This is a genomic window from Bradyrhizobium sp. SOJA106 (genome assembly GCF_059448745.1).
Map to the genome: position 1 here is coordinate 7,273,556 of NZ_CM182549.1, position 16,355 is coordinate 7,289,910.

12 protein-coding genes are annotated in these 16,355 nt (G+C 65.8%); 5 read left to right on the forward strand and 7 right to left on the reverse strand.

The genetic code is table 11. From position 1 onward, the window contains the following. The first annotated feature begins 27 nt into the window (after positions 1-27). The gene (locus AC5V87_RS34270) at positions 28-1,497 is read left to right on the forward strand and encodes an amidase (protein ID WP_456842706.1); all 1,470 of its coding nucleotides are present in this window, start codon (positions 28-30) and stop codon (positions 1,495-1,497) included. Positions 1,498-1,682: 185 nt separating this feature from the next. On the opposite strand, the gene AC5V87_RS34275 is transcribed toward AC5V87_RS34270, so the two are convergent. After that, positions 1,683-1,994, reverse strand: a complete 312-nt coding sequence (locus tag AC5V87_RS34275) for a hypothetical protein (protein ID WP_456842705.1) — start codon at positions 1,992-1,994, stop codon at positions 1,683-1,685. A 130-nt stretch (positions 1,995-2,124) separates the two neighbouring features. On the opposite strand from AC5V87_RS34275, the gene AC5V87_RS34280 reads away from it, so the two are divergent. Continuing rightward, entirely contained in the window at positions 2,125-3,033 is a 909-nt protein-coding gene (locus AC5V87_RS34280; RefSeq protein WP_495369131.1) for a PaaI family thioesterase, read from the forward strand. Positions 3,034-3,101: 68 nt separating this feature from the next. Then, a complete protein-coding gene (locus AC5V87_RS34285) occupies positions 3,102-3,467 on the forward strand; it encodes a hypothetical protein (RefSeq protein WP_456842704.1) in 366 nt (121 codons plus the stop codon). On the opposite strand, the gene poxB is transcribed toward AC5V87_RS34285, so the two are convergent. The 3 genes from poxB to AC5V87_RS34300 form a co-directional block, all read right to left on the reverse strand. Next, positions 3,464-5,200: a ubiquinone-dependent pyruvate dehydrogenase gene (gene poxB, locus AC5V87_RS34290; RefSeq protein WP_495369132.1), complete on the reverse strand. Its 1,737-nt coding sequence runs from the start codon at positions 5,198-5,200 to the stop codon at positions 3,464-3,466. The genes AC5V87_RS34285 and poxB overlap by 4 nt on opposite strands. Before the next feature lie 80 nt (positions 5,201-5,280). Then, positions 5,281-5,913, reverse strand: coding sequence for a 2-dehydro-3-deoxy-6-phosphogalactonate aldolase (locus AC5V87_RS34295; protein ID WP_456842702.1), 633 nt, complete (start codon positions 5,911-5,913; stop codon positions 5,281-5,283). Between the two features lie 13 nt (positions 5,914-5,926). Further along, on the reverse strand, positions 5,927-6,841 hold the full coding sequence (locus tag AC5V87_RS34300; RefSeq protein WP_495369133.1) for a 2-dehydro-3-deoxygalactonokinase: 915 nt from the start codon (positions 6,839-6,841) through the stop codon (positions 5,927-5,929). Between the two features lie 218 nt (positions 6,842-7,059). On the opposite strand from AC5V87_RS34300, the gene AC5V87_RS34305 reads away from it, so the two are divergent. Then, entirely contained in the window at positions 7,060-8,157 is a 1,098-nt protein-coding gene (locus AC5V87_RS34305) for an LLM class flavin-dependent oxidoreductase (RefSeq protein WP_456843539.1), read from the forward strand. A 57-nt stretch (positions 8,158-8,214) separates the two neighbouring features. Next, entirely contained in the window at positions 8,215-8,769 is a 555-nt protein-coding gene (locus AC5V87_RS34310; RefSeq protein ID WP_495369134.1) for a flavin reductase family protein, read from the forward strand. Positions 8,770-8,943: 174 nt separating this feature from the next. Here AC5V87_RS34310 and AC5V87_RS34315 read toward each other — a convergent pair whose 3' ends face one another. The 3 genes from AC5V87_RS34315 to AC5V87_RS34325 form a co-directional block, all read right to left on the reverse strand. Continuing rightward, a complete protein-coding gene (locus tag AC5V87_RS34315) occupies positions 8,944-10,791 on the reverse strand; it encodes a sigma-54-dependent Fis family transcriptional regulator (protein ID WP_495369135.1) in 1,848 nt (615 codons plus the stop codon). A 222-nt stretch (positions 10,792-11,013) separates the two neighbouring features. Further along, positions 11,014-14,316, reverse strand: a complete 3,303-nt coding sequence (locus AC5V87_RS34320) for an acetyl-CoA carboxylase family protein (protein WP_495369136.1) — start codon at positions 14,314-14,316, stop codon at positions 11,014-11,016. Between the two features lie 190 nt (positions 14,317-14,506). Next, positions 14,507-16,189, reverse strand: coding sequence for a methyl-accepting chemotaxis protein (locus tag AC5V87_RS34325; protein ID WP_495369137.1), 1,683 nt, complete (start codon positions 16,187-16,189; stop codon positions 14,507-14,509). Positions 16,190-16,355: the final 166 nt, after the last annotated feature.

Below are 16,355 nucleotides of genomic sequence, written 5' to 3' on the forward strand. Positions count from 1 at the left end.
ACGCCACACCTTGAGGGATCTGACTTTATGACTTTGCCGATGAGCTGGAATGAATGGACGCAGCATGACGGCGTCGGACTTGCGGCGCGCGTCCGCAAGGGCGAGCTGACGGCGAAGGAGTTGGCCCGTCAGGCGGCCGCTGCCGTCGCCAAGGTCAATCCGGCGCTGTCGGGCGTGGTCGAGCTGTTCGAGGACGTGATCGCCGATCCCGCCAAGGACGGCGCCAATCTCGCCGGTCCGTTTGCCGGCCTGCCGTTCCTGATGAAGGATCTCGGTCCGACCATGAAGGGCCGGCTGCAGGAGATGGGCTCGCTGTTGATGCGCGGCAACCGCGCCGCGGCCGACACGTTCCTCACCGGCAAGTTTCGCCAGGCGGGATTGAACCTGATCGGGCGCACCACGACGCCGGAATTCGGCGTGTGCTCTTCGGCCGACAATCCCGCGGTCTATGTCACGCGCAATCCCTGGAATACCGACTACACCACCTGTGGCTCGTCGGCCGGCAGCGCGGCGATGGTCGCGGCCGGCGTCGTGCCGATCGCGCATGCGACCGACGGCGGCGGCTCGATCCGCATTCCCGCCGGCGTCAATGGCAATATCGGCCTGAAAGTCTCGCGCGGCGTGTTCTCGCTGGCGCCGCACATGTCAGACCTCACCGGCCTCGTCTCGATCCAGGGCTGCCAGTCGCGCTCGGTGCGCGACACCGCCGCCTTCGTCGATCACGCCCGCGGGCCCGCGCCCGGCGAGTTCATGCCGTTCTGGACCACGGCGCAGCCTTATTCGGAGATGATCAAGCGCGATCCCGGCAAGCTTCGCATCGCGCTGTCGCACACCTGGGGCGATTACACCGCGACGCCCGAGATCGCCGCCGAGCTGGAGAAGAGCGGCCGTTTCCTCGAAGGCCTCGGCCATCACGTCGAGTACGCGCTGCCGGAGCTCGATTTCCGCGCTGCTTTCGCCGCGCAGACCACCTGCTACATCAGCAATTTTGCGGTGGTGATCTCCAACATGCTCGCCGCACGCGGGCTGGAAAAGCCGCCGGAAGATCTGATCGAGCCCATGAACATCCGCATCTGGGAGGCCGGCCGTCACACCAGCTTCGCCGAGCGCGCGAAGATGCAGGCCGTGTTCAACACGACCTCGCGCGGCTTCGGCGCGTTCTTTGAGCAGTGGGACGTGATCCTGACGCCGATCACGGCGCTGCCGACGCCGAAGGTCGGCACGAAGGAATATCTCACCATCTCCGACAATCCCGACGTGCTCGACTGGTTCGGCAATCTGTGGCGCTTCTTCGCCTTCACGCCGCTCGCCAACCTCTGCGGCATGCCGGCGATCTCGATGCCGATGGCAGCGCAGGACCACGGCCTGCCGCTCGGCATCCAGGCGATCGCCAAGCAGGCCAATGACGGCCTCCTGCTGCAACTCGCCGCCCAGATCGAACGTGCGCTCGACGGCAAGTGGAACGGCGGCAAGAAGCCGAAGGTGCATGTAGGCTGACGCAGGCCTGTTTGTTTCGTAAGCCCCGCGCTTGCGGCTATCCTTCGAGACGCCCGCCGTTCGCGAGCCCTCAGGATGAGGACTTGTTTCGCGGCGAGATGTTAAGACCCCTGATGGTGAGGAGCGCCGCGTTGCGGCGCGTCGCGAACCATGAAGGCCCGAACACGATCTCCAAGAACGCGTCGTCAGTTCTTCACCGCCGGAATGTCCTCCGCCGGCTGCTGCTGACCCTGCTTGTACATCGCGAGCGCCTTGTCGAGCGCTTCGCGCAGCGCCAGCGCTGCGGCGACGCTGCAACGCAGGTGTGCGGTCTGAACCACATCGACCCTGACCGCGGCGCCGACCGGCATCAACAGGTTCGCGGCGAGCTCGATCTGGATCGCGCCGTTGTGATGGCCAAAGCAGGAGGCGCCGTCGAAATAGATGATCGGCGCGCGCTCCGAACTGGAGCTCGAAATGGTGACGGGCCCCTGAGCGGGCGTTTCGGGGTCGGTCATGGGCGCTCCTTGCGGCTGGTCGAACGGATGCCCACCATCGTTGCTTCCGTCCGCCCTGTCGAGGCCCAACTGCCCTCCGGCAGCCTGTTCCGGTTTTGCACCGCGCGCGGCGCTGGTCTAGAACATCACCATGTCCACTCTACCGACCACTCTCCCCTTCGAGGAACTCGCTGAGGCCATCCGGGGGCGCCGTTCCGATTACGGCCATATCAGCGGGCTTCAGCTCGATCGCTTTGCGCCGGGCGAGGCCTGGTCCAGCCTGTCCTACCGGCCCGTCTTCGTGGGCGACACCGAGACCGGCGTGCTGCATGGTGGCGTCGTCACCGCGATGCTGGACGAGAGCTGCGGCATGGCCGTGCAACTTGCGCTCGACGGCACACGCGCGATCGCAACCCTGGACTTGCGCATCGACTATCAGAAGCCGGCAACGCCGGGCCTCGACATCAAGGCGCATTCGGTCTGCTACCGCACCACGCGCTCGATCGCCTTCGTGCGCTCCACAGCCTATCAGGAATCCGAGGACGATCCGGTCGCGACCGCAACCGCCTGCTTCATGATCGGGGCCAACCGCACCAACATGCTCGCCGACCGCAGGATGGATGCGCGCAACATCCCGACGCTGGAGGCGCCGGATGATCCGGACGGCCCGTTCGCAAGCAGCCCGTTCGCGCGTTGCCTCGGCATCCGTATCAACGACGACGGCACGCTGACGATGCCGTTCTCGCCAAAAATCATCGGCAACCCGATCCTGCCCGCGATCCATGGCGGCATGACTGGCGCCTTTCTCGAGACCACCGCGATTGTCGGCGTGACGCGCGAGCTCGGCACCGCTGCGCTGCCCAAGCCGATCGGGCTCACCGTCAATTATCTACGCTCCGGCCGCGCGCTCGACAGCATTGCCAATGTTTCGATCGTGAAGCAGGGCCGCCGCATCGTCGCCTTCGAGGCGCGGGCCTGGCAGGACGATGCGGACAAGCCGATCGCCACCGCCTTCGGCCATTTCATGCTGCGGCCGACGCCTGGAAGTGACGAGGAATAGTCGTATTTTCCCTTGACGGCAGGGGGCCGGACCACAACGATAGCACGTTTCCTGCGAGAGGTATTGAGTTGCGGCATCCGCTCGACATCGTCGCCATGTTCGCCGCGCTCTGGCTGCTGGCAGCGATGGTGCTCGATGCGCTGACGCCAAAAGAGCTGACGGCGGTGATGATCGGCATTGCGATCGGGCCCGCCATCGTCATCACCGCGGTATTCTACTATCTGCGCTGCCCGCGCACCGATTTCGCGGTGATGTTCGCAGCGCTCTGGCTGATCTCCGACATCGCCATGGCCTTCATCTCGCCGACGCAGCTGCCGCATTTCCTGATCGCGCTCGGCTTTCTGCCAGCCTTGCTGATCGGCCTCGTGCTGCACTGGCAACGCTTCCAGCGCCGCCACGAACGGCTGCCATTGCCTTCGGCAAAGCGCGGTTAGCGCGGCAGCAGGTTGGTCTTGGCGAGGTCGAGCACCTCGTCGCCACGGCCGTTCATCACCGCGCGCAGCACCCAGAGGCTGAAGCCCTTGATCTGCTCGGGCGTGATGGTCGGCGGCATCGACAGCTCCTGCTTCGCCGTGATGACGTCGAGCAGCGCCGGCCCGTTGTGCGCCAACATTTCCTTCATCGCGCCCGGAAGCTCGCCAGGATCCTCGACGCGTTTGGCGAAGATGCCCATCGCGCGCGCCATCGCCGCGAAGTCCGGATTCTCCAGGTCGACATTGGTGTCGACGAAGCCGGCCGCCTTCATCTCCAGCGCGACGAAGCCGAGCACGCCGTTGTTGAAAACAACCACCTTTACCGGCAGCTTCATCTGCGTCAGCGTGATCAGATCGCCCATCAGCATGGTGAAGCCGCCGTCGCCCGAGAGCGAGATCACCTGCCGTCCCGGCTGCGCGGCCTGCGCGCCGATCGCCTGCGGCATCGCATTGGCCATCGAGCCATGCACGAACGAACCGATCAGCCGACGGCGGCCATTCATGTCGAGATATCGCGCGGCCCATACCGTGGGCGTGCCGACATCGGCGGTGAACACGGCATCGTCGGACGCGTGGTCGCTGATGACCTTGGCCAGATATTGCGGATGGATCGGTTTGCTGCCGGGGGTGCCCTTGGCGAGCGAGTCGAGGCCTTCGCGGGCCTTCTTGTAGTGCGCGATCGCATCCTCGAGATGCCGGCGCTGCGTCTTGGTCTTGAGCAGCGGCAGCAGCGCCTCGATGGTCAGCTTGACGTCGCCGACGAGGCCGAGATCGATCTTGCAGCGGCGGCCGAGATTTTCCGGGCGGATGTCGATCTGCGCGACCTTCGTATCGGTCGGAAAGAACTGCTTGTAGGGGAAATCGGTGCCAAGCATCACCAGCGCGTCGCAGGCATGCATCGCGGCGTAGCCCGAGGAGAAGCCGATGAAGCCGGTCATGCCGACATCGTAGGGGTTGTCGTATTCGACATGCTCCTTGCCGCCGAGCGCATGCACGATCGGGCTCTTCAGGGCTTCGGCCAATTGCATCAGTGGCGCGTGCGCGCCGGCGCAGCCGCGGCCGCAGAACAGCGTGATGCGCTCGGCGCCGTTGAGGAGATCGGCCAGCGCCTTCAGCTCATCGGCCTGCGGCACGATCTTCGGTGCGGACAACGCGAGGCCACGCGTCGTCGACAGTGCACGCTTTGGCGGCGCGCGGAAAGCGACGTCGCCGGGCATGGCAACGACGGCGACGCCGCGCAGGCCGACCGCCGCGCGGATGGCGTTCTCCAGCACATAAGGCAATTGGCTCGGATCGGAGACCAGCTCGCAATAGTGGCTGCATTCGCGAAAGAGGTTTTGCGGATGGGTCTCCTGGAAATAGCCGCCGCCGATCTCGGCGGTCGGAATCTGCGCCGCGATCGCCAGCACGGGGACGCGGCTGCGATGCGCATCGAACAGGCCGTTGATAAGATGCAGATTGCCCGGACCGCAGGAGCCCGCGCAGACTGCGAGGCTTCCCGTCATCTCGGCTTCGCCAGCAGCGGCGAAGGCCGCGACCTCCTCGTGCCGGACATGGATCCATTCGATAGTGCTGCGGCGGCGCAGCGCCTCGGTCAGCGCGTTCAGGCTGTCGCCGACGATGCCGTAGATGCGCTTGACGCCGGCCTGCTCGAGCGTTGCCACGAACAGATCGGCCACGTTGTTGATCGCCATGTCGGTCTCCTGATCTCGCTGATGCAGCAAGATAGGATAACGCGGGGCGGTGACGGCATCACGGCTTGTTTATTGCGCGCTCAGTCTTTCGCAATCGCCCGATCATAGGCCACAATCGTCGCCTTTGCGCGCGCCGCGACGTCGGCGGCCGACATGCCGGGCTTGTAGAGGCTGGAGCCGAGTCCGAACGCAGTCACGCCGCCCTTGATGTACTCGGCAAAATTCTGGTCGGAGACGCCGCCGACGGCGGCGATCATCACACCCGCAGGCAGCACGGCGCGGATCGCAGCAACGCCGGAGGCACCCAGCACGCTTGCCGGAAAGAATTTCAGGCCCGATGCGCCGGAGCGCGCCGCGAGCAGCGCCTCGGTCGGCGAGAACACGCCGGGCAGGGTCACCATCCCGTGCTGATGCGCGCGCGCCAGCACGTCAGCATCGACATTGGGCGAGACCATCAGCTTGCCGCCGACGTCGTTGAGCCGATCGACATCCTGCGCGGCGAGCACCGTGCCGGCGCCGATCAGCACGCCGGCCGGCGCGAGCTTCACGGCGGTTGCGATCGAACGGAACGGATCGGGCGAGTTCAGGGGAATCTCGATCGCGGTCATGCCGGCCTCGATCAGCACGCCGACGATGAGCTCCGTCTCCTCCGGCTTCACGCCGCGCAGGATCGCGACCAGCGGACGCTGCATCGATGGAAAAGGTATACTCATCTCAAAAATCCCTCTACGTCGTCCAGATCGCCGCGGCGGCCATGGACAGGCCGCGGCGGACCGCTTCGTCCGCATCGACCGGCCGCACGGTCACCGACAATGCATCGAAAGCATGGCGATACAGCGCCGCCAGCCGCCCCGACGCAATCAGTGTGATGCCGGCGTTCGGCAGAGCGCCCGAAAGCCCCGCCGCCAGCTCGGCACCGATCAGCGTGCCCGACAGCGTTTCGCGCGCCGCAGCCGGCGTGCCGCCGAACAGCAGCTGACGCGAGCGCGCGGTGAACAGAAGGTTGGCGGCGAAGGCCGGAGCTTCGTAAGCAGCTTTCACGGCGGCCTCGAAGCTCGCAACGTCCTCGGCGTCACCGGCGCCGGCCACCGCGAGCGACAGGATCGTCTCGCGCGAAACGACGCTGAAGAGCTCGCCAGTCATGAAGGTGGAAAAGTGGACGACCGTACCGTCCTTCACCCCCACCCATTTCGAATGGGTCCCGGGCATGCAGACCAACGCCTCGCCGGCGGCATCGAGGCCAAGCGCGCCGAGCAGTTGCGTCTCTTCGCCGCGCATCACGTCCGGCGCGCTTGCGTCGCGCTGGGCGATGCCAGGCAGGATGCGAATGTCGCGGGCCTCACCCGGCACGCGCGCGGCCTGCTTCAAAATGGCCGCGAGCGGCGCCGGCGTGTCGACATAGCCGGCCTCGATCCAGCCGGTTTTTGCGCCGGCCATGCCGCAGACGAGAATGGGCAGACGAGCGGGCGCCTCGACTGCGGCAAGATGCGATTGCAGCACGCCGGCAAACCCGGTTCTGGCTGCGGCCAGCATGCCCTCGCCGCTGCGGCGCTCGGCCAGCACCTGGCCGGCACGATCGACCAGCCAGAGGCGAAAACTGCTGGTGCCCCAGTCCACCGCGACAAAAGCGGGTTCGGTCATTGTGGCGCGCATCCTTGTCTCACCGGCAAGACGGCGTCTCGCGACGATGAGACGGACGCTTGCAAATCCGCCCCGGGATATCGGCTATTGCGGCCGCGAACCAGTGTTTTATCGCAGGTCTGAGGCGCGGGCCGCGCTGGCACACGCCTTGCTGAAGCCTCTCCACTCACATCCGTGAACCGCGCAGCAAGACGCGTCAATATCAGATGAGGAAACCCATGGAGATCGGCTATTTCACGATGCCTTCGCATCCGCCAGAGTGCGGCCTGAAGGAAGGAAACGACTGGGACCTGCAAGTCATGCGCTGGCTCGACGAGCTCGGCTATCAGGAAGCCTGGGTCGGCGAGCACCACACCGCCCCCTGGGAACCCAATCCCACGCCGGACCTCCTGATCGCACAGGCCTTGATGCAGACCAAGCGCCTGCGCATCGGGCCGGGCGGCTTCCTGCTGCCCTATCACCACCCGGCCGAGCTCGCCAACCGCGTCGCGATGCTCGACCACATGTCCGAGGGCCGGCTCAATTTCGGCGTCGCGGCGAGCGGCCTGCCGAGCGACTGGGCGATGTTCAACGTCGACGGCATGAGCGGGCAGAACCGCGACATGACCCGCGAGGCGCTGGAGATCATCCTGAAGCTCTGGACCGAGCCCGCGCCGTTCACCCACAAGGGCAAATACTGGACGGTGACCAAGCCGGACACGATGTTCGACTTCCTGAAGCCGCACATCAAGCCGCTGCAGGCCCCGCATCCGCCGATCGGCGTTGCGGGCCTGTCGAAGAACTCGGACACGCTGAAGCTCGCCGGCGAGCGCGGCTTCATCCCTATGAGCCTCAACCTCAACCCGGCTTATGTCGGCAGCCATTGGGACTCCGTGGAAATCGGCGCGGCCAAGACCGGTCGCAAGCCGAACCGGCAGGACTGGCGGCTGGTGCGCGAGGTGTTCGTCGCCGACACCGACGAGGAGGCCTGGAAGCTCTCGACCGGTGACATGATGGGCCGGATGATGCACGAATACTTCCTGCCGCTGCTCGGGCATTTCGGCTTCAAGGACTATCTCAAGCACGCCCCTGACGTGCCCGACAGCGACGTCACCGTCGAATATTGCGCCAAGCGGAACTGGATTGTCGGCTCGCCCGCTACCGTCGCCGAGAAGATCGAGAAGATCTACGAGGAAGTCGGCGGCTTCGGCGTGCTGTTGGTGTTCGGCTTCGACTACAAGCACAAGGCCGAAGCCTGGCACCATTCCCTCTCGCTGCTCAAGAACGAGGTGATGCCGCGCCTGACGCATCTCGGCTCCGCGCGCAAGGCAGCTTGACCCGATACGGGTGCGGCGCGATCGTGCCGCACCCGCTTTCATTTCGGAGAATTCCGCGTGAGCGTCGACGCAAAGGATTTCAAGCAGGCGATGCGGCAGTGCGCCGGCGCGGTCGCGCTGGTCACGGTCGGCGCCGAGCACGGCAAGCGCACGGGATTGACGGTGACGTCGGGCTGCTCACTGTCCGACAATCCGCCGTCGCTGATCGTCTGTGTCAACCGAAACGCAAGTGCGCACGCCCGCATCCGCGAGGAAGGCGCCTTCGCGATCAACTTCCTGCACGAGGATCACGCGATGCTGGCGCTGACCTTCAGCGGCCAGAAGGGCGTCAACGGCGATGACCGTTTTGCGTTCGGCCAGTGGACGCGCGGGGTGACCGGCGCACCGGTGCTGACCGACGCGGTCGCCGCGTTCGACTGCGTGCTGGCGCAGGAGTTCGAGACCAAGACGCACTCGATCTTCGTCGGCGAGGTGCGCGGTGTAACGCATTCGGCGACCGCCACACCGCTCGTTTACTTGCGCAGCAGCTTCCACACGCCGCAGGAAATCCGCGAGACCGTTACAGCCGGCGATCTCGATTCGCGGCATCTGAGCTGGACGGATTTTTCGTAAAGGCGCTCCTTCCCTTCTCCCCTTGTGGGAGAAGGTGGCGCGTAGCGCCGGATGAGGGGTATCTCTCCGCAAATTCGAGTGAGAGTTGGATTCGCGGAGAGATATACCCCTCACCCGTCTTGCCGCTTCGCGGCGAGCCACGCTCTCCCACAAGGGGAGAGGGGAAGAGGGGCGCTACCGCGTCGTCTCGATCTTCAGCTGCTTGATCTTGCGATACAACGTCGCGCGGCTGAGTTTTAGGGCACGCGCTGCTTCCGTCACGCGTCCGCCGTGCTTGCGGAGCGCATCGGTGATCGTCGCGCGCTCGGCTGCCGCAAGATCGGTCCCCGCGGCTCTGCCGCCGAACGGCGGCAGATCCAGATCCGCATCCGTGATGACGCGGTCCTCCGCCGTGCAACCGGCAAGCCGCAGCACGTGGCGGAGCTGGCGCATGTTGCCGGGATAGGGATACGCCGTGAGCAACAACCAGGCGTCATCCGACAGGCGGCAGTTCGGCGCTTCCTCGCGCGCGACCTGGCGGATGATATCGTCGCGGTCCGCGCGATCGCGTAAGGCCGGCAGCCGCACCTCCATGCCGCGCAGGCGGAAATAGAGATCGGGACGGAAGGCGCCTTCCTCCGCCATGCGGCCAAGATCGCGATGGGTGGCGCTGATCAGGCGGATGTCGACCGGCACCGGCCTGCGCGCGCCGAGCGGCCAGACCTCGCGGTTCTCCAGCACACGCAACAAGCGCGTCTGCAGCGCGATCGGCATGTCCCCGATCTCGTCGAGGAACAGCGTGCCGCCGTCGGCCTGTACGATCAGGCCCTTCGAGCCGTCGCGCCGCGCGCCGGTGAAGGCGCCGGCCTCGTAGCCAAACAGCTCGGCATCGATCAGGCTTTCCGGCATCGCCGCGCAGTTCAGTGCAACGTAATTGTTGCGCGCGCGGTTGCTCGCGGCATGAATGGCGCGCGCGAACACGTCCTTGCCGACGCCGGTCTCGCCATGCAGCAGCACCGGCAGATTGTGATCGCCGATGCTCCGCAAACGCTTGACGCTCTTGACCAGGCCGGGATCGCGGCCGGCGAGCCGGTTCAGCGCGTCGAAGCGGTCCGCAGGCACATCGCGGCGCGGAACAGGCGACCTCGTACGTAGCGGCGGCGCGATATGGCCCTGACCTAATGCACTGCCGTCGGCGCGGCGCAGCTCGACGCGTTCGTCCGCGTTATGCGCGGCGTGATGATCGAATTTGATGTAGCGCGACAGATCGATGCCGGATGCGATCATGCCATCGGTGAGACCGAGCAGCGCACGCGCCGAGCGGCAGGCGCCCACGATGCGGCGGTCATCGTCATAGGCGATGAGTCCGTCGCCCGGCACGGTCGCGATCCAGGCATTGCGGAAATGACCGCGGAAGATCGCGCCCTCCATCCGCCGCGTCGCCTCAGTCGTCACCGCCAGCGCGAGCTGATGCGCGGCGCGCTCGAGATCCTCGCGGCAGGAGGTGATGTTGATCGCGCCGGCAAGCCGCCCGGCCTGATCGAACAGCGGCGCCACCGCGCAAGAGAACATGTGCCACTGCGCACGGAAATGTTCGTCGCGATGCACCAGGATGGGCTTCTTCTCCGCAAGCGCGGTGCCGAGCCCGTTGGTGCCCTCGAAGGTCTCGGCGAAGTTGGAGCCGGTGTAGATCTTCCAGTCCAGGAACATTTTTGCGTCGGCCTCGCCGGGCAGGCGGCTGAACAGCATGGTCGCATTCGCGTCAGCCAGATTGACGCAGTAACCGGCATCGCGCAGCACGCGCGCGAGATCGTCGAGCTCCGGCGTCGCGAGCCTTATCACCTCTTCCAGGGGTTCTGCGACGTGACGGATCTCGGCCTCGGTCAGCGTCTGCGGCGGGCCTTGGCGGGCGGGATCGAGCTTGTGGCTGATCAGGCAGCGCCGCCAGGAATTGGCGATACGCGAGGAGGCATCGACGTCGGCCACATGATTGGCGACGGATAGAACACGGGCGACATGGTTCGAGGCCGATAAGCTGGCCATCGCGGACGTCTCCACCCTGTATTGTTGTGCAAAGTCTGGCAGCACGGGCGGGGATGTCAATCGGGAACCGGGAACGACCGAGTGGCGCGCTGTCTCGAGCTGTCATTCCAGGGCGATGAAGCATCGAACCCGGAATCCCGAGATTCCGGGTTCGCGCTGCGCGTGCCCCGGAATGACAGCTGGAGCAACGGCCGCGGCACAATCAAAATTGCTGCACCGCCCTCACCACGTGTCGATACACGGCCGCTTCTTCTCCGTCCTTGGCGCAGGCTTCGGCACCGAGCGCAGGCCGGCCATGATCCAGCGCCGTGTCTCTGCGGGGTCGATGACGTTGTCGATCTCGAACACCGAAGCGATCGAGACCGCCTTGCCGTTGGCATAGAGCTCGGCGACCTTGTTGCGATAATACGTCTCGCGCTCCTCGGGGTCGGCGATCGCCTCCATCTCCTTGCGGAAGCCGAGGCGGACATAGCCTTCCAGACCCATGCCGCCGAACTCGCCGGTCGGCCAGGCCGCGGTGAAGAACGAGGCATGGAAGCCTCCGCCGATCATCGACTGCGCCCCTAAGCCATAGCCCTTGCGCAGCACGATGCCGAACAAGGGCACGGTGAGGCTCGCACCGGTCACGAACATGCGCGAGACATGGCGGACGATCGCGGTTTTCTCGGCCTCGGGGCCAACCATGAAGCCGGGCGTATCGCAGAGCGAGACGATGGGCAGATCGAAGGCATCGCAGAGCTGGAGGAAGCGAGCGGCCTTGTCGCCGGCGTCGGCATCGATGGCGCCGCCGAGATGGCGCGGATTGTTGGCGATGAGGCCGAACGGCTTGCCTTCGATGCGGATCAATGCGGTGATCATGCCGACACCATAGTCGCGGCGCAGCTCCAGCACGCTGTCCTTGTCGGCGACGAGGTCGATCACGCTGAGGATGTCGTAGACGCGCAAACGGTTCTCCGGGATGGCGCGGCGAAGCAGGCGCTGGTCGGCGGCTTCCCACTCCGTCACCGCGCCCTGGAAATAGGACAGGTATTTTTGCGCGACACGCGTCGCTTCCTCCTCGTCCGCGACCAGGATGTCGATGACGCCGTTCGGGGACTGGAATGTAACGGGCCCGACCTCGGCTGGATGACAGACACCGAGGCCGCCGCCCTCAATCATGGCGGGACCGCCCATGCCGATCGAGGCGTTCTTGGTGGCGATGATGACGTCGCAGCAACCGAGCATCGCGGCGTTGCCGGCGAAGCAATAGCCGGAGACGACACCGACCACCGGCACGAGGCCGGAGAGCTTGGCGAACTGGACGAAGGACGGGCCGTCGAGGCCGGTCATGCCGAGCCGGTCGGTATCGCCGGGACGGCCGCCGCCGCCTTCGGCGTAAAACACCAGCGGCACGCGCCAGTCTTCCGCAAGCGTGAGCATGCGGTCGATCTTCTTGTGGTTCATGTGGCCCTGCGTGCCCGCGAGCACGGTATAGTCATAGGCGACGACGATGCATCGCGCGCCTTCGGGTCCGAACTTCTCCGCGTTGACGGTGGCGATGCCCATGACGAGGCCGTCGGCCGGCGTGTTCTTGATGAGATCGTCGAGCTTGCGGCGACGGCGCTGGGCGGCGATCGCAAGACTCCCGTATTCCATGAACGAGCCATCGTCGACGAGCTGGTCAACATTCTCGCGCGCGGTGCGCTGGTTGGTGTTGCGGCGGCGCTCGACCGAGGCGGGGCGGTTCGCATCGAGCGTGTTGGCCTGGCGCGTGATCAGCTCGGCGAGATCAGGACGGATATGGTCGAGATCGATGTCGGCTTCTGCCGCCGTGCTGTCAGCCGCGACGTCGAGCGGCTCCAGATACAGGATCGGCTCGCCATGCATCAGCGTGACGCCGTCGCCGGCGACGAGTTTTGTCACGCGACCGCCCTGCTCCGCCATGACGAGATGCTCCATTTTCATGGATTCGATCACGGCGAGCTGCTGGCCGGGTCGGACGATTTCGCCCTCTTTCACCTGGACGGTGACGATGGTGCCCTGCAGGGGCGCTGCGACCATCACTGACCCTTCGGGCACGATTTGCGCGATATGCGCTTCCGCGCCGTGACCGCTGCGCTCCGTCGCCGCAAAATAGAGCGGCTTTGCGGCACCATCGGCCGCTTCGACCAGTTTTGCGATGTTGCGATCGATGAAGTCGGTCGCGATCCGGTTGGTCCTGAAATCGGGATGCGCCAGCACTGCCTGCAGAAAGGCGATGTTGGTGACGACGCCGTCGATCCGGAACTCGCGCAAGGCGCGCGAGGCCTTCGCGACCACATCATGCCAGGCTTCGCCCGGTGTGTGCACGATGACTTTTGCCAGCAGCGAGTCGAAGGCGGCGCTGGTCTTGTAGCCGGCATAGCCAAAGCTATCGACGCGGACGCCGGGTCCGGACGGCGGCTCGAACACGGCGAGCACGCCGCCGGTCGGATGGGTCGCGCCAGTTTCGTCCAGCGTCTCCATGTTGACACGGAGCTGCATGGCATAGCCGCGCGGCTTCGGGATCGCGCCCTGCGCAAGGCCGAGCGAGGCCAGCGTGCTGCCGGCTGCGACCGCGAGTTGGGCCCGGACGAGGTCGAGGCCAAGCACCTCTTCGGTCACGGTGTGCTCGACCTGGAGCCGCGGATTGGCTTCGATGAAGGCAAAGCTGTCCTCGGCAGCGCCATCGACCAGGAACTCGAAGGTGCCGAGATTGTCGTAAGCCGCAGCTGCCGCAAGCTGCTTCGCCGCCTCGATGATACGGCCGCGCAAACCGTCGCTGAGCGAGGGGCTCGGCGCGACCTCGATCAGCTTCTGATGGCGGCGCTGGATCGTGCATTCGCGCTCCCAGAGATGGGAGATCGCGCCGTGCTTGTCGCCGATGATCTGCACCTCGATATGGCGCGCCTGCCGGACCAGTCGCTCGGCGTAGACGCCGTCGAGACCGAACGCCGCCTTGGCCTCGGACCGGCAGCGGGCATAGGCCTCCGCAAGATCACACGCCTTCTCCACCACGCGCATGCCGCGCCCGCCGCCGCCGGCCATCGCCTTGATCACGATCGCGGCGCCCTTGCCGAGGGATTCGAAGAATGCCGTGACCTCCTCCAGCGACGACGGGCCGCTGGTACCTGCGATGATCGGCACGCCGTAGCGCTTTGCAAGTTGCCGTGCCGCAACCTTGTCGCCGAACAGCTCCAGCGCGGCCGGCTTCGGTCCGACAAAGGCAATCCCTGCGTCAGCGCAGGCTTTCGCGAACGCGGCATTCTCGCTGAGGAATCCATAGCCGGGATGCACGGCATCGCAGCCTGCGTTCTTCGCCGCCTTCACGACAGCGTCGGTGTCGAGATAAGCCCGCGCGCCGCGGCCAGGAATTTCGACCGCCTCGTCGGCGACGCGCACATGCAGCGACAGCGCATCGTCAGCGGGATGGATCGCGACCGTCGCGATGCCGGCATCGGCCGCCGCGCGCGCGATGCGGATCGCGATCTCGCCGCGATTGGCGATCAGGAGTTTCTTGAACGACATGCGGCGTCTCCATGCCCGCGCGGGCCGCGGGTCGGCAGGTTCGATGATCCTGCTTCTTCACTTTAGCCGCAGCCGTCAAGGGCTGGAAAGCCGGTCGGACGTCGGGTCCCGCCCTCCGGAATATCAATGGCCCGCACGCGCCGCCACGCGGTGAATTATCCGCGCCACGGCAGACGCGACTGGCGCCGCATCAAGCCGCCCGCACGCCCGCCACGAAGGCGCTGACCTCGTTCTCCAGCGATTGCAGCTTCTGAGTCAGCCGACCGCTCGATTGCAGCACGAGGCCGGCGGCCTGGCCGGTTTCCGCCGTCGCATCAGTGACGCCGGAGATGTTTTGCGAGACCTGGTCGGTGCCGGAGGCAGCTTCCTGCACGCTGTGGGCAATCGCCTGCGTCGCGGCGCCCTGCTCCTCGACGGCAGCCGCGATCGAGGAGGAGATCTCGTTGACCTCCATGATGGTCTTGCGGATGCTGTCGATGTTGCCGACGACCTGGTTGGTCTCGGCCTGGATCGCGGCGATCTGCGCGCCGATCTCGTCGGTCGCTTTCGCGGTCTGGCTCGCCAGCGACTTCACTTCGCTGGCGACCACCGCAAAACCCTTGCCGGCTTCGCCCGCACGCGCCGCCTCGATGGTGGCGTTGAGCGCGAGCAGATTGGTCTGCGAGGCGATCTGGTTGATGAGGTCGATGACCTCGCCGATCTTGTGCGCGGCGGCGGCGAGCCCCTGCACGGTATCGTTGGTGCGCTGGCCGTCGGCGGCAGCCTTGTCGGCGACGCTCGCTGCCTGCGCGACGCGCTGGCTGATCTCGGTGATCGAAGACGACAGCTGGCCGGCGGCGGAGGCCACCGTCTGCACGTTGCTGGAGGCCTGCTGGCAGGCGGTGGCGACGAAGCTGGCGCGGTCCGTCGCCTTGTTCGCGATTTCCGACATGCCCTGCGCGGCCTGCTGCATCGCGCGCGCCTCATTGAAGACGTCGCGGACCACGGCCTGCACGCTCGCCTCGAACTTGCCGGCGAGATCGGCCATGGTCTTGCGCTTCTCGTCGTCGGCCTTCTGCTTGGCTTCCTGCTGCTCGGCATGCATCCGGCCCACCGCCGACGCATTGTCCTTGAACACGGCGAGCGCCTTGGCGAGCCCGCCGACCTCGTCGCGGCGATCGGTATAGGGCACATCGAAGGCGCTGTCGCCGCCGGCAAGGCGTTCGGTCAGCGCGGTGATCTTCGCCAGCGGCTTGGTGACGCTGCGCCCGATCACGAAGGAGGCGCCGAGCACGAGCGCGAACACCGCAAGGCACACCAGCGCGAACGTCGTCGCGTCCTGCCGGAACACGGCGTCGACGTCGTCGAGATAGATGCCGGTGCCGATGATCCAACCCCAGGGCGCAAAGCCCTTCACATAGGAGATTTTCCCGACCGGCTGGTCGAAGCCGGGCTTCGGCCAGAGATAGCCATAGAAGCCCGCGCCCTGTTTCTTGACGACATCGACGAAGCCGAGGAACAGCGCATTGCCGGCGGGGTCCTTCATCGCGGAGAGATCCTTGCCGTCGAGCTCGGGCTTGATCGGATGCATGACCATCTTCGGGGTCATGTCGTTGATCCAGAAATACTCGACCTTGTCGTAGCGCAAGCTCTTGATCTCGGCCATTGCGCCGGCCTGGGCCTGCTCGCGCGAGAGCTTTCCGTCGCTCTCGAGCTTTTGGTAGTGCGCCAGGATGCCGTAGCCGACATCCACCATGTGCTGCGTCTTGGCCTGGCGGTCGGCGATCATCTGGCTGCGCAGGGTCGACAGCGCGATTGGCGCCATCGCGATCATACCGAGAAGGCTGATGCCGACAATCAGGACCAGCTTGAAACTGATGCGGGAGAAAATCATCGGTGCTCGCACGAATGAAGAGGGCTGATATGCCAATTTATCCCGGCTCCCTTAGCAAAGCTTTAAACATTCGGGTTCCCGTCGCCCGAGGCGGAGTGACATGGCCGCATTCCGCGGGAGCTGCCTGTGCGGCGAGGTCCCGAGTTAACCTGACGCCCGCGCGTGA

Bases quoted from the DNA above. Each gene is read 5' to 3' on its own strand.
- AC5V87_RS34270 (WP_456842706.1), top strand. From the start codon at position 28: ATGACTTTGCCGATGAGCTGGAATGAATGGACGCAGCATGACGGCGTC.
- AC5V87_RS34275 (WP_456842705.1), bottom strand. From the start codon at position 1,994: ATGACCGACCCCGAAACGCCCGCTCAGGGGCCCGTCACCATTTCGAGC.
- AC5V87_RS34280 (WP_495369131.1), top strand. From the start codon at position 2,125: ATGTCCACTCTACCGACCACTCTCCCCTTCGAGGAACTCGCTGAGGCC.
- poxB (WP_495369132.1), bottom strand. From the start codon at position 5,200: ATGGCGATCAACAACGTGGCCGATCTGTTCGTGGCAACGCTCGAGCAG.
- AC5V87_RS34295 (WP_456842702.1), bottom strand. From the start codon at position 5,913: ATGAGTATACCTTTTCCATCGATGCAGCGTCCGCTGGTCGCGATCCTG.
- AC5V87_RS34300 (WP_495369133.1), bottom strand. From the start codon at position 6,841: ATGACCGAACCCGCTTTTGTCGCGGTGGACTGGGGCACCAGCAGTTTT.
- AC5V87_RS34305 (WP_456843539.1), top strand. From the start codon at position 7,060: ATGGAGATCGGCTATTTCACGATGCCTTCGCATCCGCCAGAGTGCGGC.
- AC5V87_RS34315 (WP_495369135.1), bottom strand. From the start codon at position 10,791: ATGGCCAGCTTATCGGCCTCGAACCATGTCGCCCGTGTTCTATCCGTC.
- AC5V87_RS34320 (WP_495369136.1), bottom strand. From the start codon at position 14,316: ATGTCGTTCAAGAAACTCCTGATCGCCAATCGCGGCGAGATCGCGATC.
- AC5V87_RS34325 (WP_495369137.1), bottom strand. From the start codon at position 16,189: ATGATTTTCTCCCGCATCAGTTTCAAGCTGGTCCTGATTGTCGGCATC.